The 25,436-nt window shown below is 68.6% G+C and carries 25 protein-coding genes and 1 riboswitch; of the genes, 13 read left to right on the top strand and 12 right to left on the bottom strand.

The genetic code is table 11. The features are described from left to right. Positions 1 to 2: 2 nt before the first annotated feature. Both ABIA33_RS18225 and ABIA33_RS18220 read right to left on the bottom strand, forming a co-directional pair. Positions 3 to 1,178 (bottom strand): acyltransferase, encoded by a 1,176-nt coding sequence (locus tag ABIA33_RS18225; RefSeq protein WP_370082766.1) that lies wholly within the window; start codon positions 1,176 to 1,178, stop codon positions 3 to 5. Next, a complete protein-coding gene (locus ABIA33_RS18220) occupies positions 1,171 to 2,157 on the bottom strand; it encodes an alpha/beta hydrolase (RefSeq protein WP_370082764.1) in 987 nt (328 codons plus the stop codon). The genes ABIA33_RS18225 and ABIA33_RS18220 overlap by 8 nt, the downstream gene beginning before the upstream one ends. 273 nt (positions 2,158 to 2,430) lie before the next feature. Here ABIA33_RS18220 and ABIA33_RS18215 point away from each other — a divergent pair, with 273 nt between their 5' ends. Together ABIA33_RS18215 and ABIA33_RS18210 are read left to right on the top strand one after the other, a co-directional pair. Next, positions 2,431 to 3,264, top strand: coding sequence for a PP2C family protein-serine/threonine phosphatase (locus tag ABIA33_RS18215; protein ID WP_370082762.1), 834 nt, complete (start codon positions 2,431 to 2,433; stop codon positions 3,262 to 3,264). A gap of 57 nt (positions 3,265 to 3,321) precedes the next feature. Further along, positions 3,322 to 4,329, top strand: coding sequence for an MASE1 domain-containing protein (locus tag ABIA33_RS18210; RefSeq protein WP_370082760.1), 1,008 nt, complete (start codon positions 3,322 to 3,324; stop codon positions 4,327 to 4,329). 52 nt (positions 4,330 to 4,381) lie between these two features. Here the strand turns inward: ABIA33_RS18210 and ABIA33_RS18205 are convergent, their stop codons facing one another. Both ABIA33_RS18205 and ABIA33_RS18200 read right to left on the bottom strand, forming a co-directional pair. Then, positions 4,382 to 4,858 (bottom strand): VOC family protein, encoded by a 477-nt coding sequence (locus ABIA33_RS18205; protein ID WP_370082758.1) that lies wholly within the window; start codon positions 4,856 to 4,858, stop codon positions 4,382 to 4,384. Between the two features lie 209 nt (positions 4,859 to 5,067). Next, positions 5,068 to 7,935 (bottom strand): PKD domain-containing protein, encoded by a 2,868-nt coding sequence (locus ABIA33_RS18200; RefSeq protein WP_370082756.1) that lies wholly within the window; start codon positions 7,933 to 7,935, stop codon positions 5,068 to 5,070. 217 nt (positions 7,936 to 8,152) lie between these two features. Between ABIA33_RS18200 and ABIA33_RS18195 the strand changes: the two genes are divergently transcribed. The 4 genes from ABIA33_RS18195 (at position 8,153) to ABIA33_RS18180 (ending at position 13,105) form a co-directional block, all read left to right on the top strand. Beyond that, positions 8,153 to 9,064 carry a phytoene/squalene synthase family protein gene (locus ABIA33_RS18195; protein ID WP_370082754.1) on the top strand — a complete coding sequence of 304 codons (912 nt, stop codon included), beginning with the start codon at positions 8,153 to 8,155 and terminating at the stop codon, positions 9,062 to 9,064. Between the two features lie 97 nt (positions 9,065 to 9,161). Further along, positions 9,162 to 9,348, top strand: a riboswitch (M-box (ykoK) riboswitch). 258 nt (positions 9,349 to 9,606) lie between these two features. Continuing rightward, positions 9,607 to 11,238 carry an NRAMP family divalent metal transporter gene (locus ABIA33_RS18190; RefSeq protein ID WP_370082752.1) on the top strand — a complete coding sequence of 544 codons (1,632 nt, stop codon included), beginning with the start codon at positions 9,607 to 9,609 and terminating at the stop codon, positions 11,236 to 11,238. 135 nt (positions 11,239 to 11,373) lie between these two features. Next, a complete protein-coding gene (locus ABIA33_RS18185; RefSeq protein ID WP_370082750.1) occupies positions 11,374 to 12,231 on the top strand; it encodes an SMP-30/gluconolactonase/LRE family protein in 858 nt (285 codons plus the stop codon). Between the two features lie 127 nt (positions 12,232 to 12,358). Next, on the top strand, positions 12,359 to 13,105 hold the full coding sequence (locus tag ABIA33_RS18180) for a spermidine synthase (RefSeq protein WP_370082748.1): 747 nt from the start codon (positions 12,359 to 12,361) through the stop codon (positions 13,103 to 13,105). 32 nt (positions 13,106 to 13,137) lie between these two features. Here ABIA33_RS18180 and ABIA33_RS18175 read toward each other — a convergent pair whose 3' ends face one another. The 5 genes from ABIA33_RS18175 to ABIA33_RS18155 form a co-directional block, all read right to left on the bottom strand. Further along, complete coding sequence (locus tag ABIA33_RS18175; protein WP_370082746.1) at positions 13,138 to 13,530, bottom strand: YidH family protein; 393 nt, start codon at positions 13,528 to 13,530, stop codon at positions 13,138 to 13,140. Positions 13,531 to 13,979: 449 nt separating this feature from the next. Then, positions 13,980 to 14,390, bottom strand: coding sequence for a MerR family transcriptional regulator (locus ABIA33_RS18170; protein WP_370082744.1), 411 nt, complete (start codon positions 14,388 to 14,390; stop codon positions 13,980 to 13,982). A 53-nt stretch (positions 14,391 to 14,443) separates the two neighbouring features. Continuing rightward, positions 14,444 to 14,770, bottom strand: coding sequence for an aldo/keto reductase (locus tag ABIA33_RS18165; protein WP_370082742.1), 327 nt, complete (start codon positions 14,768 to 14,770; stop codon positions 14,444 to 14,446). A 62-nt stretch (positions 14,771 to 14,832) separates the two neighbouring features. Continuing rightward, complete coding sequence (locus ABIA33_RS18160) at positions 14,833 to 15,276, bottom strand: hypothetical protein (RefSeq protein WP_370082740.1); 444 nt, start codon at positions 15,274 to 15,276, stop codon at positions 14,833 to 14,835. A 28-nt stretch (positions 15,277 to 15,304) separates the two neighbouring features. Continuing rightward, positions 15,305 to 16,525 (bottom strand): MFS transporter, encoded by a 1,221-nt coding sequence (locus ABIA33_RS18155; protein ID WP_370082738.1) that lies wholly within the window; start codon positions 16,523 to 16,525, stop codon positions 15,305 to 15,307. A 94-nt stretch (positions 16,526 to 16,619) separates the two neighbouring features. On the opposite strand from ABIA33_RS18155, the gene ABIA33_RS18150 reads away from it, so the two are divergent. Both ABIA33_RS18150 and ABIA33_RS18145 read left to right on the top strand, forming a co-directional pair. After that, positions 16,620 to 17,135 carry a hypothetical protein gene (locus tag ABIA33_RS18150; protein WP_370082939.1) on the top strand — a complete coding sequence of 172 codons (516 nt, stop codon included), beginning with the start codon at positions 16,620 to 16,622 and terminating at the stop codon, positions 17,133 to 17,135. Positions 17,136 to 17,183: 48 nt separating this feature from the next. Continuing rightward, positions 17,184 to 17,360, top strand: coding sequence for a hypothetical protein (locus tag ABIA33_RS18145; RefSeq protein ID WP_370082736.1), 177 nt, complete (start codon positions 17,184 to 17,186; stop codon positions 17,358 to 17,360). Between the two features lie 3 nt (positions 17,361 to 17,363). Here ABIA33_RS18145 and ABIA33_RS18140 read toward each other — a convergent pair whose 3' ends face one another. Then, entirely contained in the window at positions 17,364 to 17,717 is a 354-nt protein-coding gene (locus tag ABIA33_RS18140; RefSeq protein ID WP_370082734.1) for a VOC family protein, read from the bottom strand. A gap of 208 nt (positions 17,718 to 17,925) precedes the next feature. On the opposite strand from ABIA33_RS18140, the gene ABIA33_RS18135 reads away from it, so the two are divergent. The 4 genes from ABIA33_RS18135 (at position 17,926) to ABIA33_RS18120 (ending at position 20,349) form a co-directional block, all read left to right on the top strand. Further along, positions 17,926 to 18,390 (top strand): helix-turn-helix domain-containing protein, encoded by a 465-nt coding sequence (locus ABIA33_RS18135; RefSeq protein WP_370082732.1) that lies wholly within the window; start codon positions 17,926 to 17,928, stop codon positions 18,388 to 18,390. A gap of 250 nt (positions 18,391 to 18,640) precedes the next feature. After that, positions 18,641 to 18,943: a hypothetical protein gene (locus ABIA33_RS18130; RefSeq protein WP_370082730.1), complete on the top strand. Its 303-nt coding sequence runs from the start codon at positions 18,641 to 18,643 to the stop codon at positions 18,941 to 18,943. 384 nt (positions 18,944 to 19,327) lie between these two features. After that, a complete protein-coding gene (locus ABIA33_RS18125; RefSeq protein ID WP_370082728.1) occupies positions 19,328 to 19,966 on the top strand; it encodes a hypothetical protein in 639 nt (212 codons plus the stop codon). Between the two features lie 35 nt (positions 19,967 to 20,001). After that, complete coding sequence (locus tag ABIA33_RS18120; RefSeq protein ID WP_370082726.1) at positions 20,002 to 20,349, top strand: hypothetical protein; 348 nt, start codon at positions 20,002 to 20,004, stop codon at positions 20,347 to 20,349. A gap of 184 nt (positions 20,350 to 20,533) precedes the next feature. Here ABIA33_RS18120 and ABIA33_RS18115 read toward each other — a convergent pair whose 3' ends face one another. Both ABIA33_RS18115 and ABIA33_RS18110 read right to left on the bottom strand, forming a co-directional pair. Further along, positions 20,534 to 23,404, bottom strand: coding sequence for a PKD domain-containing protein (locus ABIA33_RS18115; protein WP_370082724.1), 2,871 nt, complete (start codon positions 23,402 to 23,404; stop codon positions 20,534 to 20,536). Positions 23,405 to 24,076: 672 nt separating this feature from the next. Then, on the bottom strand, positions 24,077 to 24,367 hold the full coding sequence (locus tag ABIA33_RS18110) for a hypothetical protein (RefSeq protein ID WP_370082722.1): 291 nt from the start codon (positions 24,365 to 24,367) through the stop codon (positions 24,077 to 24,079). 154 nt (positions 24,368 to 24,521) lie between these two features. Between ABIA33_RS18110 and ABIA33_RS18105 the strand changes: the two genes are divergently transcribed. Next, the gene (locus ABIA33_RS18105; protein WP_370082937.1) at positions 24,522 to 25,364 is read left to right on the top strand and encodes an IS5 family transposase; all 843 of its coding nucleotides are present in this window, start codon (positions 24,522 to 24,524) and stop codon (positions 25,362 to 25,364) included. The last annotated feature ends 72 nt before the right edge of the window (positions 25,365 to 25,436 follow it).

Genomic DNA, 25,436 nt, shown 5'->3' with positions numbered 1-25,436 from the left:
TCTTAGGCACCCCGCACCACCGTCGAACGGGCGGGGCGACCCTCGCGGACCACGATGCCGTGGCTCCGCCTCCCCTGTTCGTACGTTCGGAACGCCGCCCAGCACACCAGCAGCGCCACCGCGAAAACCGGCAGCCAGGCCAGTCGGGCGAGCACCCAACCCGCACCGTCGGGCACGGTGTGCAGGCCGGGCAGCGGGCGGCCGGCGAGCAGTCCGACGGCCATGACCGCGATCATCGCGGTCTGGTGCCAGAGGAAGATCGTCATCGCGGAGAGGTTGACCAGCGCCACTGCGGCCCAGACGGCGGGCCGCTTCAGTACCCGACGCAGCGGGCCGAGCAGCAGCAACGCCGCTCCGCACTGGGCCAGACCGAAGGTTACCGCTGCGAGGGTGGGCGGGTTGAGGTTGGAGATCCCGGCTCCGGGCACCCCGACCATGGAGGCCGGGTAGCCGGCGAACAGGACCAGCAGGGTCGTCGCGGCGGCCCCGCCGAGCAGCAGTACCCACCCGGTGGTACGTCCCTTCAGGCCGCCCCGGGCCCAGGTCGCGCCCAGGCAGTAGGGCACCATCCAGCCCGCCGCCAGATTGATCCAGCCGATCCAGGCGGGTCCGCCGAGGCCAAACCGGAACAGGTCCACGTACAGCACCACGGCGAACGGCCACAGCGGATGCACCCTGGTGATCAGCGGGGTCGCCGCCGTCAGCGCCGCGAAGACCAGCAGGAACCAGAGCGGCGACAGGACGAGTTTGACGAGGGTGTGCACCGTCTCGAACCCCACCCCCGACGCCAGCATCGCGCCCGCCGCCACCGCCCACACCACCAGCACGGCGGCGACCGGCCGGAACAATCGAGCCATCCGGACGCCGAGCCACTGCCGGTACGTCGTACCCCGGGCACGGGCCGAAGCATAGCTGGTGGCGCCCACCTGCCCGCCCACCAGGAAGAACACCGCCAGAGTCTGGAACAACCAGGAGATCGGGGCCAGTTGGGGCATGTGCTGGAGCGGGCTGGCACCGTGCAGGGTGCCGCTGTCGGCGACCAGGGCGGTCACCAGCCAGTGGCCGAGCACCACGCCGAGGATGGCGAGGGCACGCAGCGCGTCGACGGCGCGGTCCCGGTCGGGCGGGGTCACGGAGTCGATCCGCGTCACCACCTCTCGTACGGACGACTTACGCATGGCGGGCCTCCTGCACGGTCGGGACGGTCTCTCCGGAGACGATCCGGGCGATGTTCTTCAGGGACACGGAGCCGGGCTTCAGATAGTCGCTGTGGCCGCCGCCGCCCGCCGCGAAGACCCGGGCACCGAACGTCGGCGAGACCGGGTCGACCCCGAACCCGACGGTGACAAAGGGGAGTTGAAGGACCACATGCGGCACGTCGGCGATCCAGTCGTCGGCGCCCCGGCCCGCCCAGACGGTGGCCCGGGTGTGCAGGCCGGCCACGTCCTCGGCGCCGGTGCCGATGCCGGGGCTGCCGTAGAGGATGATGTCCGCGACATCGAGGCCGCTCGCCGCCCGGGCGCAGACCACGGACCCGTACGAGTGGCACAGCAGCGAGATCCGGACCGCGGGCTTGAGCGCCACGAGCTCCTGTACGAACCGCTGGAGCAGAGGCGCCGCCTGGTCCGCCCGGCCGGAGGTCAGTACCTCCGGGCTGACCGTGGCCGGCGTCTCGTACCCGAGCCAGGCGACGACGGCGGACCGCGGGCCCAACTGCTGCTCCAGCGCCACGGCGTCGGCCCGGAAGCGCTCGTAGGTGTCGAGGCTGGTGTCCGAGCCCGGAACGAGGACGGCTACCCGGTCGGCGCGGGAAAGGTCGCCCAGGACCTCGACCGTTCGGCCGCCGTCCCGCCCGTCGAAGGAGAGGAAATGGTGCGCCGGGTCCGCCAGGGTGCGCAGTTCGGCAGCCCGGGCGTGGTCGCCGTACTCGGCCGCCATCCGCTCGGCCGCCAGGATGCCGTCGCGGCCGGCGGCGTACCGCGCGTCGAGGGCGGCAGGCGTCGCAGTGCGCATCGCGGTGAGAGCGGCCGGGGCAGGCGCGGGAACAGCCGCGGGGCGCGCAGCGCCCGACACCGGCACCGCCACCGATGCGGCGACGAGCGCGGCGAGCAGGGTGCGGCGCAGGCTGCTGCTGCGCAGCCGCAGGCGGGACGCCATGGGGACGGTCCTTCCGTACCGGAGGTGTGTCGTGCTTCCGGTGACGAAGCTATGGATCGCGTCCGGTGGTCGGCGTCCCGCCGGGGAGTGCACCTTCCGGGTAGCTCCGAAGTACTACGGGTACGGGCAGGGCCCCCGCTTCCGTCAAGCGCAGGGCGCAGTGCGGAAATATGATGCAGGTGGGGTCCAGTGACCTTGAGGCGGACCTTGAGGCGTAAGCCGTCTGCGTAACGTCGCGCAGCGGCCCGTGACCCGACGCACCTCGGAGGGTCGATGACCCGGCGCCGTCCCACCCGGCCCGTGAGTGCCGACGACCTGCTGACCGAGCTCGGGCGGCTCACCGCGCAGGCGCTGGAGCGAGCGGAGCTGCAGCAGGCCAGGGTCGAACTGGCAGAGGCGCTGCAGCGTGAGCTGCTCCCGGCGGCACTGCCGGAGCTTCCGGGGCTGCACATAGCGGCCCGGTACTCACCCGCCCGGCACGGCCTGGACATCGGTGGCGACTGGTACGACGGGTTCTGGCTGCCCGACGGGTCCCTCGCGTTCTCCATCGGCGACGTGCAGGGGCACGACGTCGAGGCGGCTGCCTTCATGGGCCAGGTGCGGATCGGTCTGCGGGCGGTGGCCGCCGGCACCGCGGACCCGGGCGAGGTGCTGAGCCGGGCCAATGACCTGCTGATGTCGATGGACTGCGCCCTGTTCGCGACCTGCAGCTTTCTCCGCTTCGACCCGGCCAGCTGGGAGCTGGCCGGCGCTCGGGCCGGCCACGTTCCCTCGGTCTGGGCCACCGCGGACGGCGCCTACGGTGTCACCGCGAGCGAAGGCGGCCTGCCCCTCGGCGTCCTCTCCGGCGAGGTCTACCCGGTGACCCGCCGCCTGCTGCCGACGGCGGGAGCGTTCGTCCTGCTCACGGACGGAGTGATCGAAGGGCCGTCCTTCCCGATCGAGGCCGGACTGGAGCAGGTGACGCGGGTGGTCCGGGCGGGGGTCGGAGCCGATCCCGGCGAGCTGGCCGCCGAGGTCATCAAGCTCGCCGACCTGACCGGTCACACGGACGACGCCGCGGTGCTCGTCCTCCGCCACGACGGGCCGGGCGGCGGGACCGGGTGACATCAGCGGCTCGGCTACGCGTGTCACGGCAGGCGGGCGGCCGGGGAACGTTGTCTGATGGCTGTTGTGGTGCACAACGAGGAACTCCGGCGTTCCACCGCAGCAGGCCTTCGGATCCTCGCCGTCGCCGCCGCCTACTTCGCGGCCGGACGCATCGGACTGCTGGAACAGGTGGTCATCGGCGGCGCGAAGGTCACGCCCCTCTGGCCGCCCACGGGTATCGCCCTGACCTGCCTGCTGCTCATGGGCATCGGGATCTGGCCGGGGATCGCACTCGGCACGTTCCTCGTCATCGCGACGATCGGGCCGCTGAACCCCGCGTCCGCCGGGATCATCGCCGGGAACACCCTCGCTCCCGTATGCGCCGCTCTGATACTCCTGCGTGTGGGCTTCCACGTCGAACTGGACCGCCTGAAGGACGGGCTGGCCCTGGTGTTCCTGGGCGCGTTCGCCGGGATGCTGATCAGCTCGACCGTGGGTAGCGTCGCGCTGGTGCTGGACGGCGCACTGCCGCTGAGCGGGTTCTGGTCCACCTGGTCGTCGTGGTGGACGGGCGACGCGATGGGCGTGCTCGTGGTCGCGCCGCTGCTGCTGGGCATCCGCGCGGCCGCATTGCCCCGGAACACCAGCCCGTACCAGTGGATCGAGCCGGCGGCGCTGCTGATCAGCACCGTTGTGGTCACGCTCGCCGTCACCAGGAGTTCACTCAGCCTGCTGTTCCTGGTCTTCCCGTTGCTCATCTGGGCGGCGTTGCGCTTTCAGCTGGCCGGCGCCGCGCCGTGCGTTCTGCTCGTATCAGTGCTCTCGGTGGTGGCGGCGACCAATCACACCGGCCCTTTCGCGCACCACAGCATCTTCGCGATCATGGTCACCCTGCAGGCTCTCAACGGTGCCGCGGCCCTGACCACGCTGCTGCTGGCAGCCGTCGTAGCGGAACGGGAAAGCACCTACCGGAAGATCGAACAGGCCTGCATCGGGCTGTCCGAGGTGGTGGCCCGCCTCGCGCCGGGCGAGACGACGCACCGCTGGCCACCGGAGGAGGGCACCCGATGGAGCGGCGACTAGCGGGCGCAGGGGCGAGGCCTGGCGGAGTTTCCGGCTGCCCCGGCACCTCTCATCAGCCGGCGTAGGCCTTCTGAAGTGCGGCGATGTCGAGCTTGGTCATCGAGAGCATCGCCGCGGTGGCCCGCGCTGCCTTCTCCCGATCCGGGTCACTGAGCATGTCGACGAGCACGGCGGGAACGACCTGCCAGGACAGGCCGTACCTGTCCTTCAGCCAGCCGCAGGCGACTTCCTGGCCGCCCTCGGAGAGCTTGCTCCAGTAGTAGTCCACCTCGTCCTGGTCCTCGCAGTGGATCTGGAACGAGATGGACTCGTTGAACGTGAACTGCGGCCCGCCGTTCACCGCGACGAACCTCTGCCCGTTGACCTCGAAGTCGACGGTCACAACCGATCCGGCGGGCCCCGGGCCGGCCTCGGTGTAGCGGCTGACCCGTCCCATCCGCGAGTTCTTGAAGATCGAGGTGTAGTAGTTCGCCGCCTCCTCGGCCTTCCCGTCGAACCACAGGCAAGTGGTGAAGCCGTCGCTGCTCATCGGTACCTCCCGGGATCTGCTGCGTCTCCACCTGAAGAGACTGATCTGGTGCCGGAAACTCATCGCCGGCCGCCCGGCCGCGGAACTCCGTCGGCCGCCCGGCTGCGGCGCGGCCGCCGCGCGGCGCCAGCTCCAGCATCGCGCCCACCCTCGGCCGCCGCGACCGGTTCCACGCCCGGCCAGCCGTTGGCGCTGTTCGGCGCAGGTTCCTATCGGGCGAAATACCCTTCGAGGTCGGCGAAGAGATCGAGTTCGCCGTCGGCGTTGTAGAAGTCGACATAGCCTGCGCTACGACCGGAGAACGGACGCCCCACCGGGACCATCACGAGGTTGGGACGGGTGGTGCCGGGCACCGGGTTGAGGTTCGAGGCAGAGGAGGCATAGATCCACGGAGCCGGCCAGGCGGTGACCCAGGTGCCGGTCGACGGCTTGCTCGCGGTCAGGTTGACCACGACGGCCGACGCGTTGCCGGGGACCCCGTGGGTCCCGTTGAACTGGATGTCGAGGTAGGAGTCGAAGCCGAGGCGCTGCTTGGGGACGCCGACGCCGTAGCGGGTGTCGAAGACACGGGTCGGGTTGACGGGGATGTAGGGGGCGGCCTGGCCGGAGTCGCTGTCGGTGTAGTAGCCCTCGATGTCGGCGAGCAGGTCGACATGGCCGTGAGCGTTGTACAACGTCACGGTCCCGTCCGGGGCGACAGGCACGGTCACCAGGTTGGGCGTCGTCTGCCCGGCCCGGAAGTTGAGATTCGACGCGTTGGGCACGCTGCTGTGGCCCGGGTAGACGGCGACCCAGCTGTCGGCGTCACCGCCTGTCGCTGTGATGTTCAGGACGACGGCCCTGACTCCCGGGTACGTGCTCGTCGGCAGGTGCAGGGTCAGGGTGCCGGCGGGGCCGACCTTGGCGCGCGGCGTCCCGGTGCCGGAGCGGGTGTCCAGGACGCGGGCCGGGGTGACGGGCTGGTAGTAGCCCTGTGCGGCGGAAGAATAGGTGCTTGTGTAGTACCCCTGGACGTCGGCGACCAGGTCCGTGGATCCGGCGGCGTTGTAGAGGTCGACGTAGCCGTCGTTGCCCACGGGTACGGTCACCAGGTTGGGCGTGGTCTGCCCGGCCTGGAAGTTGAGATTCGACGCGTTGGGGCGGGCAATGCCTTCCGGGTAGGCCGCGACCCAGCTGTCGGCGCTGGCGCCGGTGGCGGTGACGTTCATGGTGACCGCCGTGACGGCGGACTTCGGCAGACCGTTGGTGCCCTCGATCCGCACCCGCACCGTGTGACCGGGACCGACCTGGGCGCGCGCGGCGCCGACGCCGGAACGGGTGTCCAGGACGCGAGTTGGCGTGACCGGTACGAATGCCTCGCCGACAGCGAGGTCGCAAGCACTGGTGGCCTGCTCGCCGCGGACGTCGGTGACCTTCAGAGTGGCCGTGTAGGAGCCGGGGCTCTGGTAGCGGTAGGTCAGTGTGATCGTTCCGGCGGCACTGATCGTCGCCGGCTGCGGCCCGCTGCCGTCACCGGGGTCGACCGTCGCGGAGGTCACCGGCCACTCGGTCGTACCCGTGAACTTCTCCGCCTGCGGCGCGGTGGCGCCGGCCAGGCCGGAGGTCAGGGTGGCGGTCAGCGGCGGGGCCGCCATGACTGTGAGGCTCGTCGAGCGACTCGTGGAGTAGCCGGACGGAAGGGTCGCAGTGACCGTCAGCGTCTGACGTCCGGGGGTGGCGTTCTCGAAAGAGTGAACGATCGAGGGGGAGGAGCTGACTCCCGTCGTCCCGTCGCCGAAGTCGAAGGAGTAGCTCGCGGACGTGCCCCAGGGATTGGTCGTGGGCACGGTGACGGTGACCGGCACCGGGTCTGCGGTCACGGCCATCGGCTGGATGGGGTCCAGCGTGAAGGGATCGTGGAACTCGTAGGCGCCGCGGTCGTAAGTACCGCTCCCGGTCCCGGTGTTCGCGACGCCGGGGTCATCGATCCGGGGGTACTCGGTGATGTCCGTCGTCGTTTCGCCGGGGGCGCCGGCGTCGGCGGAGTCGATGGCGGGCGAGCCGGCGGCGAGTACGGGGTTCCGGTCCGATGCGAGCCCGGGGTCGCCCACGATGTCGTGGAGCCCCTGCCCCACAGCGGTGTCGAGCCCGGCCGCTGTCGGGTAGGGGACACCGGCCCAGGAATACGCCGTGACGGGAGAGGGCGGCGTGCCGATGAGGTTGTAGTCGGCCTTCGTGCCCTGTGCCGAACCGGCGGAGACGGAGAGTTCTGCTCCGGTCGGCAGCGGCTTCGTCCTGCAGGACGTGCCCAGGGACAGGACGTTGTTCTCGACGGTGGATCCGGTCGAGGCCCCGGCCAGGGAGATGCCCGAGAGGCAGGCGTCGAGGACGGTGTTGCCGGTGATCACAGTGCCGGGGGCGTCCGTCGCCGTGACGCCGGCGGACTGCTCCATGATGACGCTTCCGTTCACCGTGGTGCCGGTGACGCCGCCAGAGATGGAAACGCCGGACCCGTTGAAATACTGGACCCAGATGTGGGTAAGGCTGATGCTGTCGCTGGAGCCGCTCACATCGATGCCCGGGGCGACGGAACCCGCGAGTTCGAGGCTGGTGAGGATGCTCTCACGCACGGCGATGCGAGAGGAGTCCTGAATCGTCACCGCGCTGTCTCTGGTCTGCAGGTTGAAGCCCTGAATGGCGACATCGTGAACGCCCTTGACGACGAAGGCGTGCGCACCGAGCCGGTTCACCAGCGTCGCGCTGTTGGCGGGGCCGTGGGCCTCGCCGTTGTCACCGGCAATGGTGATCGGCTCGGTCGACGTTCCGGAGTGGGTGACGTCCACCTCACCGCGGTAGAAGCCGGGCGCGACGAGAACGGTCTGGCCAGGCTGTGCCACATTCACGGCTGGCTGGATGGTGCAGTACGGAACGTCCTGCGTTCCCGCGGCAGTTGCGGTGTCGGAGCAGTTTGACGCGCGGACGTTGACATAGATCGTGGAGCCGGAAGCGGACACCGGCGTCGGAGCGGCTGCGGTGGGCAGAACGAGCCCCGCCGTGATGGCGAAGGCGCCGAGCCCCGACATGCGCTTTGCGCGCATTCTTTCCCCCCGGGGGAAGAGTGGTAAGGCGGAGACCAGCTGATGTACTGGGTCTCGACGCCCTGAACAGCGTGATTGTTCCGTAGGGGAACAGACATGCGCCAGGAGGAATTGCTCAGGGCTGCCGCACAAGGATGCTTATGTCGGAATCGCGCAAGGTAACGGATCAACCGATGCGGGTGGGCGCAGCCAACACGGCTGCCGGAGGGGGATGTCGATGAGCACATGGAGCCGCGCGCTCGACGCAGCGGGAATTGACGATCCGGGGTTGCGTGCGGACTACGGCCTGCAGCGGTCGCTGGTCGCCCGGTACAAACGCGAAGCCTGCGTCGCGGCGCTGCTGCTTCTGCCCAGGCCTCTGGTGCCGCATGTCATGGCCGCCACCGCGTTCATGCACCATACGGACACCTTGCTGGACAGCGGGCCGCGCGCCGAACGCCTCGACGCCTACCAGGAGTGGGCGACCGAAGTGCGCGAGGGCCTCGCCGGCAGCGCCGTCGGTCACCCGACGATCCGGGCGCTTTCGCACACCGCCCGCGCGTACCCGCAGTTGCGCGCCCACATCGACGAGTTCCTGGCCGCCGCCGCCACCGATCTGGACTTCGCCGGCTTCACCACCGAGAAGGACTACCAGAGTTACATCGACGGCTACTCCCTGCCCGGGCTGATGGTCGTCGCCTGCCTGCTGGCCCCCGCCGGCGACCAGGCCGGCTACCGCGAGGCATGCCGCACCTTCGTGGACGGCAGCCAGCGTCTGGACTTCGTCAACGACCTCGCGGAAGACCTGCAGGAAGGTCGGCTGACCGTCCCCAAGGAGACGTTGGAACGCCACGGCGTCACCCGTGCCGACCTGGAGCACGGCCACGACACGCCCGCGACCCGCGCCCTGCTCCAGGAACTGCTCGAACAGGCCCGTCACAGCCTCCGGACCGGCCGGAGTCTGCCGGAGCTCACCCCGCCCGCGAACCGCCCGATCCTCCGGACCTTGATCGCGCTCGACGAACTCACCGCTCGAGCGGCCACCACGAAGGGCGCCGCCCTGCTGCGCGGATCCGCGCGCCCCTCCCCACCCGCGGTCGGCTCACTGCTGCTGCGCGAGTACCGAGAGGCCCGCCGCCACCGCAGGTGAGGCTGAACTCAGCTGCACAGTCCGTCTGTTGCCGAGCCGCCCGAAAGCTGTTTGACAGGCTCGTCCGTACTGGACCATCATGTGAACGGTTATTCAACAGACACCTCGTTCGGTGAGGCGTCTCCATGGACACAGGCCACTGATCCCACCCGTCGAGAGACGCTCCGGATCAGGACACCTCTTCCCGACCTAAGGGTTGAGGCCAAGTGGCTGCGCATGCGGACCCTTCGGGGGGCTCGCGCTACGCCGTGGAGTGCCAAAGCTCTGACGAGTTGGGGTGTGCCGGGATCACGACCCGGCGTTCCCTCTGCCGCTTGGGCGCACCATCGCGCCCCGACCGTAGGGAGGCGAGACATGGACTGTGATAGTCCGGGCCACGAACGGCCCCGCACCTGCCTGTCCTCGCCTTCTTTCGGCATGCGGTAACCACCTGCCCGAACACGCCCTTGAGCGTGTCCTTTCCTGCGCCCTTCGGTCGCAGGGCGGACGGATGCTGCATGCCCTCCAACCCGCCCCCCACAGGGGCCAGGGAGGGATCCGCCATGACCACCACCGTCAACCCCGCGAACCGCGCCGCCGTGCTCGACGACGCGCACGTCGGTGACATCCACGGCGCGTTCGGCACCATCCGGCTCGACGACCACGCCCCGCGCCGGGGCCTGTCCGCGAAGCTCAAGACCCTGCTGGCGATCGTCGGCCCCGGGTTGATCGTCATGGTCGGCGACAACGACGCAGGCGCGTTCGCCACCTACGGCCAGGCCGGACAGAACTACGGCACCCACCTGCTGTGGACCCTGCTGCTGCTGGTCCCTGTGCTCTACGTGAACCAGGAGATGGTGCTGCGCCTCGGCGCGGTCACCGGCGTGGGCCATGCCCGGCTGATCCTGGAGCGCTTCGGCGCATTCTGGGGCGCGTTCTCCGTGATCGACCTGTTCCTGCTCAACGCCCTGACCCTGGTCACCGAGTTCATCGGCATCACCCTCGCCACCGGCTACCTCGGTCTGCCCAAGGCCGGGTCGGTGGTCGTCGCCGCCGCGATCATCATCGCCTCCGCTTTCACCGGCTCCTTCCGCCGTTTCGAGCGCATCGCGGTCGCACTGTGCCTGGGCTCGCTGCTCCTGGTCCCGATCTACTTCATGGTCCACCCGGCAGCGTCGCAGATGGCCCACGACTTCGCCCTCCCCGGCCTGCCCGGCGGCCCGGGGCAGCTGTCCACGGTGATGCTGCTGATCATCGGCATCGTCGGCACCACCGTCGCCCCCTGGCAGCTGTTCTTCCAGCAGTCCTACGTCATCGACAAGCGGATCACCCCGCGCTTCATGAAGTACGAGAAGGCCGACCTGGCCATCGGCATCGCCATCGTCGTCATCGGCGGCGCCGCGCTGATGGGCCTGACCGCAGCCGCCTTCGCGGGCACCTCCGGAGCTGGGAACTTCACCGACACGGCCGGCATCGCCCATGGACTGGAGGCCCACGCCGGCAGGCTGGTCGGGGTGTTGTTCGCCATCGCGCTGCTCGACGCCTCCATCATCGGCGCGTTCGCCGTCTCACTCTCGACCGCCTACGCGATCGGCGACGTCTTCGGCCTCAAGCACTCGCTGCACCGGGGGGTCGGCGGCGCGAAGGGCTTCTATGCCGTCTATGCCGCCCTGGTCGGTCTGGCCGCCGCGATCGTCCTGATCCCCGGCTCCCCGCTGGGTCTGCTCACCGAGGGCGTGCAGACCCTCGCCGGGGTCCTGCTGCCGTCCGCCTCGGTGTTCCTGTTGCTGCTGTGCAACGACAAGCAGGTACTGGGCCCGTGGGTCAACGGCCCTAAGACCAACGCCTTCACCGCCGCCGTCGTCGGGGTCCTGGTCAGCCTGTCGATCATCCTCACATCCTCGGTCCTGTTCCCGAACATCACCGCCGGCGCGATCCTCGACATCATGGCCGGTTGCGGCGTGGCCGGCATCGCCGCCGCCGGCTACGCCTTCACCCGCCGCCGCACCGGAACCAAGGAAGACCCCATCGACCGCACCGGCCGCGACCACTGGCGGATGCCCCCGCTGGAGACCCTGACCCGACCGGCCATGGCCACCGGCCGCAAGATCGGCATGAGCGCGCTGCGCGGCTACCTCCTCGTCGCGATGATCCTGGTCGTCGTCAAGATCGTCCAGGTCGCCCTCGGCCACTGACCGACCCGCCCCGGGGACAGGGCCGGGCGGCCCCCCGACAAAGCGATGAGTTTCGCAGCGGGCAACGGTCTCAACGTGAGGAGATGCTGGGACGAAAGACGAGTAAACAGGAAACAAGGGAAAGGCTGTGGCGTCGTGAGTGATTCCTCCGTGCCTGCTGTGCGCACTCTGATCACCGGCCTCGGGCTGGTCGAGGCGCCGCGGTGGCACCGCGACCGCCTGTACTTCTCCGACTGGAACGCCGGCGACGTCATCGCCGTCGATCTGGAGGGCAACAGCGAGGTCTTCGCCCACGTACAGTCGCTGCCCCTGTGCACGGACTGGCTGCCGGACGGCCGCCTGCTGCTCGTTTCGGCCGCCGACGGACTCCTGCTGCGACGGGAGCACGACGGGTCGCTGGTCACCCACGCCGACCTGAGGGTGGTCGCGGACGGCGGCTGGAACGACATCGTCGTGGACGGCCGGGGCAACGCCTACGTCGACAACGTCGCCGACGCCTTCCTCGGGGGCGACCCCACGGCCGGCACCGTCGCCCTTGTCGCCCAGGACGGGAAGGCCCGCCAGGTCGCGGACGGGCTCTCCTTCCCCAACGGCATGGCGGTGACCGCCGACAACTCAACGCTCATCGTGGCCGAGTCCTACGCAAGCCGGCTCACCGCGTTCGACATCGCGGATGACGGCAGTCTGTCGAACCGTCGGCTGTGGGCCGCCCTCGACGGCGGGGTCCCGGACGGCATCTGCGTCGACGCCGAGAACGCCGTGTGGTACGCCGATGTCCCCAACAAGTGCTGCGTACGCATGGAGGAAGGCGGTCGCGCGCTGCAGAGGGTCGAGCTCGACCGCGGCTGCTTCGCCTGCGCGCTCGGTGGCCCGGACGCGACGACGCTGTTCATCACGGCGGCGCAGTGGCGTGGGCCGACCGAGATGACAGGACCGGGCACCGGCCAGGTCCTCGCGGTCGAGGTCTCCGTCCCGGGCGCGGGCTGGCCGTAGGCCGGTCGGCGACGGGGCTTTGGTCAGGCGGGCAGCGCTCGGCGGATGCGGTCCCGCCCACCGCGACACCCTAGTGTCACTGGTTGTCGGCACGCACAGGCACCGGTGGCATCAGAGGGGCGAACAGATGAGCGCGCGTTTCGAGGAGATCGACTGGCGCCCGACCCCGATGGGCGACATCAGTCTGCGTCGTCGGCGGGACCCGGCGTCGGGCGACGACGTGTACGAGGTGAAACTCGGTGACGAGTTCCTGATGTCCAGCCTGTTCACGGAGGGCGAGATCGCGCTCACCCGGCTCGGCCTGGCAAAGCTGCCGAGTGCCGAAGCCGAACTGGACGTCGCCGTGGGCGGGCTGGGTCTCGGGTACACCGCTCAGGCGGCGTTGGACGACCCGCGTGTGCGCTCGCTGATCGTGGTCGAGGCACTCGGCGAGGTGATCGAGTGGCACGAACGCGGGTTGGTGCCGCTGGGCGATCGGCTGGCGTCGGACCCGCGCTGCCGATTCGTCCAAGGAGACTTCTTCGCGATGGTCGGCGATTCCTCCGGTCTGGATCCCCGGACACCTGACCGTCGATTCCACGCCATCCTGCTGGACGTCGACCATTCGCCGCGCCACGTGCTGCACCCACGCCACGCGGCGCTCTACCAGCCTGTTGGGCTGCGCGCTCTTGCCGAGCGTCTCCACCCCGACGGCGTCTTCGCGCTGTGGTCGAACGACCCGCCGGACGAACAGTTCAGCTCCGTACTCGCGGAGGTCTTCGCGGAGTCGGAGTCCCATGTCGTCGCCTTCGACAATCCGCTGCAGGGGGACACGGCGACCAACACCGTCTATGTGGCGAGGAAGGGCGCGGGCGCGGGACCGACGCAGATGTGACGTCAGACAGAGCGCTCCGGAACCGCCGGCCGTCAGCCCGGAGGAGCCAGCGCGGCCACGACCGCGATCAGTGCGCCGAGCAGCAGCAGCGCCGTGGCCATCAACGCCTGCACCGGCGTATGGCCGAGCGGCTGGCGCCTGCGCATCCGGTGCTGGCGGAGGCGCCAAAGTCGGTACCCCGTCAGCGTGGCCGCCATGGCAAGGGCGATCAGGTAGAAGGCGATGGCCAGCCGCAGAGCGGCCGGAACAGCCGTGACGAGCTGGAGGACAGCCAGGGAGCCCGCCATCAGCGCGAGCGCGGTCCGCGCCCACGCCAGGAAGGTGCGTTCGTTCGCCAGCGTGGCCCGGTAGTCAGGTTCTTCGCCCTCCTTCCACCATCCGGGGGAATCGGGTCGGTCACCCCGTTCACCCGGCTGGTCCTCCATGACATCTCTACTCTCTCGTGGCTCGGTCGACGTCGTAGAAGGCAGGCGCGCAAGGTCAAGCCCAGTGTCGAGCAGCCCAGTCAGGATCCGCCGCAGTCGGCGGTTCACCAGGGGGGCGTTCACTCCGTGGCGGATCACTGGCTAGGTCGCCGACTGCAACAGATCCTGCCAGGACTGAACGGGGCGGACCAGCCGGACGGCGGTGGTCGGGTCGTTGACCACTGATGAGCCGGTCAGGTGCGGCCGTGGCGCGGGTGGTGGTGCCTACGAGCGGGTTGGGAGGCCGGTTCGGCATTCGTTGGGGGCGGTCCCACCGTCCCGGTCGCGGAGCGGAGCCCGGCCAGTGTGATCGTGACGAGGCGGCGCACGGTGGCCTCGGAGCGCAGGCTGTGCTCGAACGGTTCCGCAGGTCGCAGCGGGATCCTATCCGCCTACCAGGCACATCGTGGTCAGCGGATGCCGACAGTCACGTTGCCGCTGACCGTGCGGATGCTGTCCCCGGAGATGACCGACTCGGCGGGGGCGCCTTCCGTCCGCAACTCGATCAGGAGCGCCTTTGCCTCCGTCAACAGCCGCTGCTGACGCTCGATGCGCTCGATCTGCTCGTCGTACCGCCGCTGCGCATGGGAGCAGCGCGCTACTGCCGGCGTGTCCATGCAGGGCAGAACCCTGACTATGTCGGTCATGTCCAGGCCGACCTGCAGCAGCAGCTTGATCTTCATGATCTGATCGAGCGCGCCCAGGTCGAACTCGCGATAGCCGTTGCTCGCGCGTTGGGACTTGAGCAGGCCTACTGATTCGTAGTGCCGGATGGAACGCGCGCTCGCCCCAGTCTGTTCCGACAGTTCTCCTATGCGCATCGAAGCCTCCTGGCCTTCCGGGCTGTGTCGCAGGTTTGTTGAATCGGTGCAGCTCATGGACGCAGGTCGATCGAGGGACGGTCGTAGGCACGGAGTTGGCTTCTGAAGACGGCCTCCACGGCCGCGGGGTCGGTGTCCCAGATCTTGGTCGCTATGAAGGGGTTCCGGTCGCCGCGCAGCAGCGCTGCGAGCGTCGCCTCAGCGTGGTTGTAGACCGGCGCGGTGTCGACGAGTTCGGCGCCGACCTCACGGGCGGTGTCCAGCACCCGCCCGAGCCGGGCCCGATCCGGGTGGTCGAACGCGCGGTACGTGCCGAGCCCGAGCACCGGGAGGTCGATGCCTGCCTTAGGGGCCTTCCGCCGGGCCACCGTCAGGGTCATACCTGCCTGCTTTCTTTCCTCTTGCCAGGTGGGGAGGATTCCTACGGCCTGGGGAGCGGCCGTTAGTCCCAGTGGATTCCGTACAGGCGGTCGATGTCGACGAGGACCGCGACGCGCCGTTCCCGGCGCATGGCCGCGTCGAACTCCGGCCAGTCCGGGTGCTCGCTGCCGCCCGCGCTGCGGTAGATCGTGCGCAGCAACTGGCTGTACTGGTCCTCGTCGGACTGGAGATCCGGGTCGTTCTCCGCCGCGCGCTCGTCCCAGGGACCGAAGACGAGCCGGGACCGGCCCTCCGTGGCCAGCCATTTGGGTCCGTCGTGCCAGGCGAGCGAGCAGTGGTCGGCCACCGCGAGGCGTGCCACCCGCCGGGAGTCGCCGTAGGCCACATGGGCCACGACGGGCCTGCCGGTGGCCGGGTGCTCGATCAGCCCTGAGTTGATGAGGCTGACCGGAATCCGGTCGTCGGCGGCGCAGGCGAACACGGCGAGCCCGCCGGTGGTTTCCACCAGGGACGTGAGCGTGGTGACGAGCGGTTCATCCCAGCCGGGTCGGACTGCGTTCCTCAGCAACGGCATTCTGTGTCGTCTCTTTCGTGTGGTTGGGTCGGAGGATCTTGCGGTCGGCATGGACGTAGCAGGCCAGCGACAGCGCCATCAGCGCGATCACCGCCACCGAGATACCGTGGAATCCGGAGAACCGGGTGATCAGGAGACCGCCGATCATGCCGCCGACGGTGGTGCCCAGGTACATCGTCGAGTTGGTCAGCGCCGAGACGGTACCCCGAGCCGTGGTGGTCAACCCCTGCATCGTGGCCATGAACACCGGGAAGACGAACCCGCCAATCAGGAAGATCGCGCAGAGCAGGGCCAGGGTGACCCAGAGGTCCGGTGCGAACGGCAGCACCGCGAACAGCACGATCAGCCCGCCGATGGCCGCACGCCGCGACTTGGCCGGCCCGAGCCGGGTGGCCAGACGCGCACCGAACAGCGAACCAATGGCGTTCGCGGCGCCGAGAGGCACGATCGCGAGCCCCACCTTGGTCACTGACAGGCCGAATCCCGTGGTCAGCCAGGTGCCGATGAACGAGAACGAGGTGAAGTTCCCGGTCTGGAACAGCAGGTAGGCCAGGAACAGCGACGGCGCGGTCGGCGTCCTGAGCAGGGTCGCGTAACTGCTGATCGGTCCGGCCGGCGTGCCCTGACCGGGCCCGGGCACGTGCGGGAAGCAGAGCTGAACCGTTCCGGCCATGAGCAGGGCGACGGCGGCGAGGACCAGGAACGGCGCGTGCCAGGTCCACCCGGCCAGGAAACTGCCGATGGGCACACCGATCATCTGGGCGATCGACAGGCCTCCGGTCGCGAATCCCATGGTGCGCAGGATCTGCTGAGGCGGTATCAGGACCGGGATCGAGGCCCAGATCTGTGGAGTGACGAAGGCCGCGGAAACCCCGGTGGCAAAGCGCAGGCCCACCATGGACCAGAAGTTCGGCGCGAAGGCGCAGGCACCGGTCAGCACCGCGAAGGCCACCAGGCCGTAGACGAGCACGGTCTTGCGGTCGAGGCGGTCGGAGATCGGACCGGCGACCAGCGCGAGCACCGCATATCCGATCGCGTACGCCGAGACCATCCAACCGGACCAGGCCGGAGCGTTGTGATAGGCGTGCGTGAGGGTGGGCAGCAGCGGTGCCACCAGAAAGGTGTCAGTTCCGATGGTCAGCATGACCAGGAACGACAACCAGGAGACACGGGTGACCATCGAGAGGAACCTTCCGGGCTGCGCCGCATGAATAGGACGGTGATCCGGATCGTAGAGATTGACATCGATGTGAGGTCAATCCCGTCGGTCGGAGCTGCCATTCACCACGACCTGTGATCCAGGCGAGGCGCTGCGCCGTACCGCCGAGGGCGCGGCCATGATCCGCTCCAAGGGCGAGGCCGGCACCGGCAACGTGGTCGAGGCGGTCCGCCACGTGCGCCAGATCCGCGCCGACATCGGCCGCCTGCGCGCCCTGGACAACAACGAGCTCTACGCCGCCGCCAAGGAGCTCCGCGCCCCGTACGAGCTGGTCAAGGAGGTCGCCGAGCTGGGCAAGCTGCCGGTCGTGCTGTTCTCCGCCGGTGGCGTGGCCACCCCCGCCGACGCCGCGCTGATGATGCAGGTCGGCGCCGAGGGCGTCTTCGTCGGCTCCGGCATCTTCAAGTCCGGCGACCCGGCCAAGCGCGCCGAGGCCATCGTCAAGGCCACCACCTTCTTCGACGACCCGAAGATCATCGCGGACGTCTCCCGCGGCCTGGGCGAGGCCATGGTCGGCATCGACTGCGACACCCTGCCGGACTCCGAGCGCTACGCCAACCGCGGCTGGTAGCAGTCCACGAGTCCGGCCGCGCCGCTGGCGCCCAGGACCGCTTCGGCGGTGTACGAGCGCGGCGGCCACCGGGGGATCCGGCCGGACCGGTTCCTGGACGAGGCACGAGAAACCGCGGACCCGATCCGGCTGATGCGTTTGTTCGGCCTGACCTCGCACACCCCGATCCACTACGTCCCCGCGGCCCACCCCGAATGCTTCACCATCGACCCCACCCAGGCGTGAGCCTTACTGACGCCGCTGGCCAAGGACACAGAACTCGTTGCCTTCGGGGTCTGCCAATACAACCCACGATTGATCACCCTGGCCGATATCAACACGCTGTGCGCCATGAGCCACCAGACGAGCCACCTCGGCGTCCTGGTCATCAGGCCTGAAGTCGAGATGCAGTCGGCTCTTGACCTTCTTGCTCTCATCAAGCCGGACAAAGTCCAACCCCGGCAGGCGATCCGGCTCCGGGCGGATTTCGAACTCCTCATCAGAGGAGTGGACCACAACCCAACCAAGAGCCTCGGCCCACCACTGTCCCAAGGCCGCCGGATCTACCGAGTGAACAACTACCTGTTCCCATTCCAAGGTCATCCGCCGAGCCTAGACCTCCCAGGGCTTCGAAAAACAGGCACTCAGGCCTCCCCCGTCGGGCTCAACCCGAGCGCCCTTCCCCTCGCGGAGCCACCGCCACCCGCAGGTTCGGGATGCCGTGTACATTCCCGAACCCCGTCCATTCGCGTTCGTTTTGTTCGTTTCAGGGTATGCTGGAGGTTGCCCACCGACCCGCCGGAGGCATGCCGTGGCAAGTGCAGCGATGGACGTGACGGTACTGCCGTCGGACGAGCCGATGGACGATCTGGCCGATCTGGTCCGGCGCCTGCCCGTGACGCCGCTCGCAGAGCTGGTGGGTCCGGACGGGCAGCGGATCGCACTGCCCGAAGAGGTGTTCCGGGCACTCGCGGCGGTCGTGAACGCGATGGCCAGCGGGCAAGCAGTGACGATCGCACCCCACAACCAGACACTCACCACCCAGGAGGCCGCAGAGATCCTAGGGGTGAGCCGGCCGACGCTGGTGCGCCTACTGAACGCCGAGCGGATCCCGTACAGCCAGCCGGGCCGGCATCGGCGGATACTGCTCCGCGATGTACTCGAATACGAACAACAGCGGCGGCACGAGCGGCGCGCCGGGCTGGACGAACTGATCGCCGTCAGCGAGGAGGCCGGCATGTACGAGGCCGCCGCCACACCTCGGCGGACCCGGTAGCGCCAGATGACGACCAGTGCCCTCCTCGCCACCTGCGTTCTGTACCCGCCGCACCTAACTCCCTACTGCGTTTAGCGGAAGCAGGTCTGTTCAGGCCTCTGTGGTCCCCCGACATCCTCGAGGAACTACGCCGCAATCTGGTGGGGCCAGGCCTGGCCGAGAGCGCCGTCGATCGCACAATCGGGCTGATGAATCGACACTTCGCAGATGCCGAGTGCACCGGCTACCAGGCCCTCGTCAATGCGATGGAGTGCGACGCCAAGGACCGGCACGTGCTGGCCGCGGTGTCCACGCGCACGCCGACGCCCTGGTCACGTTCAACACCGAGGACTTCCCTCCGCACTGGACGGCTCCGTACCCGGTCGCACTGACCACCCCGGACGACTTCCTCATCGACCTGCTGGACCTCGCACCCAGGCTCGTACTCATCTCCCCGAAGGACCAGGCCGCCGGGCACAAGCGCGAACCGAAAACGCTGGCCGGGCTGCTGGCGGTCCTAGCTCGCAGTGGTGTGCCCAGCTTCGCCGACGAGGTGCGGCGCCTGGTCAACTGACGGTGGATATGGTCGCAGTGAACCGTCTCTCTCAAAGTTCGGGCATGAGTTCGGGCCTCATCCGGTAGCGCGCAGCGGCGGTCGGCGGACGATGCTCAGCCGAATCAGCGGGGCCTTGGCCTGCGGCTCGATCAGGAATGCCCGAGTGGCCTCCTGGCCTTGCCCGACGCGGGTCCTGACTGCGGCATGGTGCGTAAAATCCCGGCCTGCCGTCGCCCGCAGCCGCAGCGCGGCAGATCACCGTTGATCCGCTACACTGCGGCGCCATCACGTCGCGGACGCTCGGTACCGGGTGGGAGCGGTTGTGCATGGTGGGAGGGGTTGCTGTCCGACGAGGGGGAAACCATGCGGCGTGCCATTGCTCTGACGATCTGTTCGGGGATCTTGACCGCCACCGCGGCGTGCGCAGGGCCCAAGCTGGAGAGCTCGGCGGCAGCACCGCATACGCCGCTCGCCAGCGCAACGCCCCTGTCCCCGGCCACGAGCGGGAGCCCGAGCGGCGGCACGACCCCCTCCTGCCCGGGCGACGTGCAGGCCCAAGGCGCGGCCTCACCCACCGCGGGCAGCGGCACCCCGGACGACGCCGCGCAGGCGCAGGCACTCACACAGGCCGTCGGCAACGAGGAGTTCAACGCCGCCTACGCCGACGTCTTCGGCACGGTGATCGACGGCTATCAACCAGGGCGGGTGGCGCTTTGCGTCACTGACGTGGCGCGCGGGAAGCTGCTCGCGCAAGCGGCCAAACACGCCGACCCGGCCGTCGACCTCAACCGGCTCGACATCTTCCCCTGCCGCTACTCCGAGCGAACGCTGCAGGCGGCCGTCCGCGGGCTCATGGCGCACAACGGCCCGACAATCGCCGGGTTCCCCGTCTACCAGATCGGCCCCGCCACGGACCACTCCGGCATACACTTCGAGACCAGCCAGGCAGGCAGCACCTCAGCCGCGCTGCGCCGCTACCTCACCTCGCAGCTGGGCGGCATCGCCTTCACCGTTGCCAAGGGCGAGCAGGCAGTCGGCTGACGGGCTGCGCCGCGCCCCGCCCCGGACAAGATTCCGTGGCCACGGTGCGCGCCGCCGGCGGCAGCAGCACGGTCCCGAGCCTGATCGGCATGGAGGACCTGCCTCATCGAGCCAACAACAACACTGTGCTCCCGGAGCTCGTGGAGCTGCTGTGCGGGAGGTGGGCGGTGCGCCAGGTCAGCCGTGACCTTTGCTACCGCCGGGCCGTGGTGATCTCCGCCAGCTCGGCCTCGATCTCCGCCAACTGCTTGCCCAGCAGTTCGGCGGCTGGTCATGCGGAGAGCGAGGGATTCGAACCCTCGGTCACGGTTCCCCGCCACGACAGTTTTCAAGACGGCGTCGGGGTACGTGGTCGGACCTGCTCCCACCTGCACGCAGGCTGAAGACGACCAAGATGAACAGCCTGACTGGGACAGGCATGGGACACAGGCCGCCGTGCTTATCTTCGGTCAGGTCCCGGCGTAGCCGGAGTTTGAGAGTGTTGCAGCAAATGAGACTGGACAAGAGACTACGAACGATGAAGGACCCGCCACGGCGGGCCCTCCATCGTTCGTACGGCTGGCCCGTTCAGGCGTAGTAGCCCTCCAGGTCCGCGAACACGTTCACGGTGCCGTGGGCGTTCTGGACGGTGATGTAGCCCTGGTCGTCGACCGGAACCACTGCCAGGATCGGGCGGGTCTCACCCGGCGCCAGATCGATGTTCGAGGTGTTCGGTGTCGAACCGCCGGCGAAGGCCGTCAGATAGGTGCTGGTGCTCGGCCCCGTCCCCGTCAGGTTGATGAGGACTGCCTTGGCCCCCACAGGAACGCCCGCTGCCCCGGTGACCTTCACCCGTAGCCGTCCGCCCGCCCCCAGTGGCTGCCCGCCACGGGTGTCCGCGACTCGGGTCGCCGCTACCGGGACGAACGGCAGCATGGAGGGGCTGTTGGTCACACCGGCGGCGAAGTAGCCCTGGACGTCTGCGAGCAGGTGGACCGAACCGGCGTTGTTGTAGATCCGCACGGTTGCCGGCCCGTACCGCGGTATCGGAACAACCACCAGGTTGGACGTCGTCTGACCAGGTTGGAAGTTCAGGCTGGAAGCGTTGGGCATGGGGCCCATGCTCGGGAAGACGCTGACCCAACTGGTGGCGCTGGCCCCCGTTTCGGTGACGTCCAGCACCACAGCCGTCGAGCCCTGGGGCCGTGTGCCTGGCAGCGTCAGCGTGGTCACGCTGCCAGGTCCGACCGGCCTCTGCGGTGCTCCGAGGCCGGAGCGGGTGTCCAGGACCCGATTGGGCACCGTGGGGCTGAAGTAACTCTGGGTTGCGATTGCGGCCCTGTCCGACCAGCCGCTATAGTAGCCCTGGACGTCGGCAATCAGGTCGACGTGGCCATTTGCGTTGCGCAGATCGACATAGCCGTCCGAACTGACCGGCACCGTGACCAGGTTCGGGTTGGTCTGCCCGGCGCGGAAGTTGAGGTTCGATGCGTTCGGGACCGGCGAACCGTCGGCGTACGCCGTGACATAGCTGCTCGCACTCGCATGCGTGTCGGTGACGTTCATGGTGACCGCCGCCACGCCGGTGGTGGGTATGCCACCGATGCCGGCGACTTGCACCCGCACGATCCCGCCGGGCCCCACCTGGGCCTTCGCTGCGCCGATTCCGAACCGCGTGTCCAGCACCCGCTGCGGGGTGGTCGCGACAAACGCCAGGCCAGTGACGACCTGCTGTGTTCCGACCGCGCTCTGACCGCCGGCGTCGGTGACGGTGTACCGGATCGTGTGACTGCCCGGATTCGCATAGCCGTGCGCCAGGTCCTGGATGTTGCCGGTGCGCTGCTCAACGGGCTTTGCGTCGCCGAAGTCCACCACGGTTTTAGTGATCGGCCACGGACCTGTCGAGTCCGTGCTGAGGAACAGCATCGACGGGTATCCGGACGACGTGGAGTCGCTGAGTTGCGGGACGATGGGGCCGGGAGCATTCACCTGGGTCGTGCGCGACGCCGTGTAGCTGCGAGTGGTCCCGTCCGGGAGAGTTGCGGTGACAGTCGCTTTGTACGTGCCCGGGACGGTGTACGTGTGGTTGGCGGTGAGCGAAGCCGAGGGTGCGGTGGCAGCGGTTCCGTCGGCGAAGTCGGTGCTGTAGAGGACTCCCTGGGTGTTCCAAGGGTTGTTGACGGTCACGGTCTCGGTCACGGGCAGCGGCGCGGCGCCATCGGCCGGGCTCGGGATGGCGTCAATGATCGTCAGCGGATTCTGGAACTCGAACGCCCCCCGGTCGACATAGCCGTCACCGGTGCCTTGGTTGGCCACCTTCGGGTCGTCGACACGCGGTCTTCCGTACAAGTCTGTTGACGGCTCGGCAGGGGCGTTTGCGTCACCTGAGTCGATCAGTGGCGAACCCTCGGTGTAGTTATTGACGGAGTAGTACTTTCCAGGGACCAGCACCACGTCATGCGCACCCTGCTGGGTTGCTGCGTTGAAGGACCCGCTCGCGGCATAGGACGTTCCGGCCCACAGATAGTTCACGCCTTGGGAATACGCGTCCAGCGCGTTGTAGTCGCTGTGAACCTGCGGAGCCGAGGAGGAGTCGACGTTGATCTCCGCGCTCGACCCGAACGGTGCGCAAAATTCTGTGCCGGGCGTGTTGGGATAGGCCCCTGCTTCCACCGCGACCACGTTCTCGATCGAACCGCTCGATGCCCCGCTGATGTCGACCGCCGAACCACACGGCAACTGGAAGGTGTCAGCGGTCACCACGATCCCGCTGACCCCATCGGCGCGAACGCCTCCCAACCCTCCCCAGTAGTCGTTGAAGTTGTCATTGGTAACGATGATGTTCCGGGCACCCGATTGGGCGTCGATCATCCACCCGTTGGTCGTGGAGAACTCGTTGCCCGAGAGCGTCACATCGGACGAGGTTCCGTCTATCGTCACCGCATCCGGCGCCGTAGACGTTGTGGAGGAGTAGCCGTAGAGGAACCCGCCGTGGAGCGTTATGTGGGACGCACCCGACACCAGTACGGCAGTCTGGCCCTGGTCTCCGGCACTGAAGTCGAGCAGGGACACGTACTGGGCATGGGAGACCGAGATGTCATCACTCGTGATCCCGCCGGTACCCGCGACCCGCACTCTGACCGCGGGTGAGGTCGACGCGAAGGTGATCCCGGCGTCGGCCGAACCCGACCTGGTGACCTTGAACGGCGCATAGGGGGCCTCGCCCGGCTCCGGATTGATGAGCACGGCCTGGCCTGGAGCCACCACGTCCGCTGCCGCCTGGATCTGGCAGAAGGGCGCTGCCTGGGTACCGGGCCCGGTGTCGCTGCACTGGGCGGAGCCCTGGTCGACGTACAGATCGGCTGCCGCCAGTGTGTCGCCGTGGGCGAGCACGGGGCTGAGACCGCCGAAGACCATGGCGAGCGCGGCTGCCGCAACGACGGACTGCTTACGTGGCATAAGGAACGCCCCCCTGGCCGGACCCTCCTGAGACGGATGGATCGGCCGACGATTCAACGCCTCACTCTGGCGCCTGTGTGGGGCGTGACACTACTGCAGGGCCATTGCGCTTGATTCACGGGGGGATCGTCACCGGTCAACAACAGTCGAACACCTAGCGACCAGCCCCCGACCGTTCATGCTGGTCGAGGGCCCGCTTCAGCTGGTCAAGCGGAGAGCGAGGGATTCGAACCCTCGGTCACGGTTCCCCGCCACGACAGTTTTCAAGACGGCGTCGGGGTACGTGGTCGGACCTGCTCCCACCTGCACGCAGGCTGAAGACGACCAAGATGAACAGCCTGACTGGGACAGGCATGGGACACAGGCCGCCGTGCTCATCTTCGGTCAGGTCCCGGCGTAGCCGGAGTTTGAGAGTGTTGCAGCAAATGAGACTGGACAAGAGACTACGAACGATGAAGGACCCGCCACGGCGGGCCCTCCATCGTTCGTACGGCTGGCCCGTTCAGGCGTAGTAGCCCTCCAGGTCCGCTAGGCACTGCGTGGCCCTTTGGTCGATGGCGGGAGTGGTCACAAGTCCGCCGCCGGGATGCTCCACACCCCTTATGCCCACTGGGTCCTGCACTGGCAGGTGAAGGTCCCGGCTGCTCAGCGGCCGGGACCTTCGCGGTCTGTTCAGTAGAACGGCCGCTGGGTGAAGTAGAACCCGGTCTCGTCCACGACGACCTGGACGCGTCCGGAGCTGCCGTTGTAGACCCAGGCGCCGCCCCCGCCGTTCGCCGGCACGGTGGCCTGGTTCGGCACGGTCATGCCTGGCGTGAAGTTGAGGGTGGACGCGGTGGGCAGGGTGGCGGGGTAGACGGTCAGGAATCCCGTGGCGGTGGGGGCGGTCGCAGTCATGTTGAGCACGAAGGCGTCCGGCAGAGGGCAGACCGGGGTGCAGCCACTCGGGCTCGACGGGTTCATGGCGACAGACTCACGCGGGGCCAGCGCGCCAGCGGACCGGTTCCAAAGCCCTGTGCCGTTGCGCGTGTCCAGGATCCGGGTGGGGCCGAACGGTAGGTAGTCGTCTGTCGCGCCCGCTGAGGTCGGTCCGAACTCCGTGACCGATGAGGACTCCGTGCCCGCCCTCCAATCATGGCTTGCCGAACCCCTGTGGGACCAGTTCAGTGCGTTGCTGCCACAACGCGGGCCGGTTGATCCGCGTCACCCGCTCGGCTGTCACCGCCCGCGGATCGCCGACCGCCTCGTCTTCGACAAGATCGTCCAAGTGCTGGTCTTCGGTGCGGGCTACCGCAGGATCGCCGACACCACGTGCTCGGCGACCACCATCCGCACGCGACGCGACGAGTGGATACGCCTCGGTGTCTTCGAGGAACTCGAACTGATCATTCTGCAGGCGTACGACCGCTTCGTCGGCCTGGACCTGTCCGACATCCCCGTCGACGGCTGCCACACGAAGGCGACCGGCGGCGGCGAAGTCGCCGGCCCGTCCCCTGTCGACAGGCGCAAAGGCGGGATGAAGCGCTCCACTGCCACCGACGCTGTCGGCATCCCGCTGGGCGCTGTCTGCGCGCCGGGCAACCGCCACGACTCGCCGCTGCTGGAGCCCACCCTCCAACGACTCGAGCGACTGGGCCCCCTCCCCGGGGATGCGGCGATCCACCTCGACGCCGCCTACGGACCCAACAAAGGCCCAGCCACCGCAGCGCAGTTCGGGCTGGCCGCCCACGTCGCTGTGAAGGGATTAGCAGCGCCCGTCCAGAACGCCAAACGCTGGCCGGTGGAACGAACCAACGCCTGGGGCAACCAGTTCTTCAAGATCGCTCGGTGCACCGAACGCCGACGCCACGTCATCGACGCCTTCCTCTCGCTCGCCCACGCTGTCATCACTCTGCGTCGCCTCATCCGCCAAGCCTGGACGCTCTACCGCTGGGACAGTCGGCCGAAGAGGCGCCCCTAACCGCGCCTATCCGCGCACGCTCTTAACCACCAGGATCCCGCACGGACCGTTCCATGACCTCAGCGGGAGAGA

Origin of the sequence: Streptacidiphilus sp. MAP12-16, from assembly GCF_041262165.1 — a bacterium.
In the GTDB taxonomy this organism is placed as follows: domain Bacteria; phylum Actinomycetota; class Actinomycetes; order Streptomycetales; family Streptomycetaceae; genus Streptacidiphilus.
The sequence above is the reverse complement of the archived record's forward strand: the minus strand, read 5'-3'. Positions and strand labels throughout refer to the sequence as shown.

What these genes read in the sequence shown, in the direction of transcription:
- ABIA33_RS18225 (WP_370082766.1), bottom strand. Translation starts at nt 1,178, where the DNA reads ATGCGTAAGTCGTCCGTACGAGAGGTGGTGACGCGGATCGACTCCGTG.
- ABIA33_RS18220 (WP_370082764.1), bottom strand. Translation starts at nt 2,157, where the DNA reads ATGGCGTCCCGCCTGCGGCTGCGCAGCAGCAGCCTGCGCCGCACCCTG.
- ABIA33_RS18215 (WP_370082762.1), top strand. Translation starts at nt 2,431, where the DNA reads ATGACCCGGCGCCGTCCCACCCGGCCCGTGAGTGCCGACGACCTGCTG.
- ABIA33_RS18210 (WP_370082760.1), top strand. Translation starts at nt 3,322, where the DNA reads ATGGCTGTTGTGGTGCACAACGAGGAACTCCGGCGTTCCACCGCAGCA.
- ABIA33_RS18205 (WP_370082758.1), bottom strand. Translation starts at nt 4,858, where the DNA reads ATGAGCAGCGACGGCTTCACCACTTGCCTGTGGTTCGACGGGAAGGCC.
- ABIA33_RS18200 (WP_370082756.1), bottom strand. Translation starts at nt 7,935, where the DNA reads ATGCGCGCAAAGCGCATGTCGGGGCTCGGCGCCTTCGCCATCACGGCG.
- ABIA33_RS18195 (WP_370082754.1), top strand. Translation starts at nt 8,153, where the DNA reads ATGAGCACATGGAGCCGCGCGCTCGACGCAGCGGGAATTGACGATCCG.
- ABIA33_RS18190 (WP_370082752.1), top strand. Translation starts at nt 9,607, where the DNA reads ATGACCACCACCGTCAACCCCGCGAACCGCGCCGCCGTGCTCGACGAC.
- ABIA33_RS18180 (WP_370082748.1), top strand. Translation starts at nt 12,359, where the DNA reads ATGAGCGCGCGTTTCGAGGAGATCGACTGGCGCCCGACCCCGATGGGC.
- ABIA33_RS18175 (WP_370082746.1), bottom strand. Translation starts at nt 13,530, where the DNA reads ATGGAGGACCAGCCGGGTGAACGGGGTGACCGACCCGATTCCCCCGGA.
- ABIA33_RS18170 (WP_370082744.1), bottom strand. Translation starts at nt 14,390, where the DNA reads ATGCGCATAGGAGAACTGTCGGAACAGACTGGGGCGAGCGCGCGTTCC.
- ABIA33_RS18165 (WP_370082742.1), bottom strand. Translation starts at nt 14,770, where the DNA reads ATGACCCTGACGGTGGCCCGGCGGAAGGCCCCTAAGGCAGGCATCGAC.
- ABIA33_RS18155 (WP_370082738.1), bottom strand. Translation starts at nt 16,525, where the DNA reads ATGGTCACCCGTGTCTCCTGGTTGTCGTTCCTGGTCATGCTGACCATC.
- ABIA33_RS18140 (WP_370082734.1), bottom strand. Translation starts at nt 17,717, where the DNA reads ATGACCTTGGAATGGGAACAGGTAGTTGTTCACTCGGTAGATCCGGCG.
- ABIA33_RS18115 (WP_370082724.1), bottom strand. Translation starts at nt 23,404, where the DNA reads ATGCCACGTAAGCAGTCCGTCGTTGCGGCAGCCGCGCTCGCCATGGTC.
- ABIA33_RS18110 (WP_370082722.1), bottom strand. Translation starts at nt 24,367, where the DNA reads ATGAACCCGTCGAGCCCGAGTGGCTGCACCCCGGTCTGCCCTCTGCCG.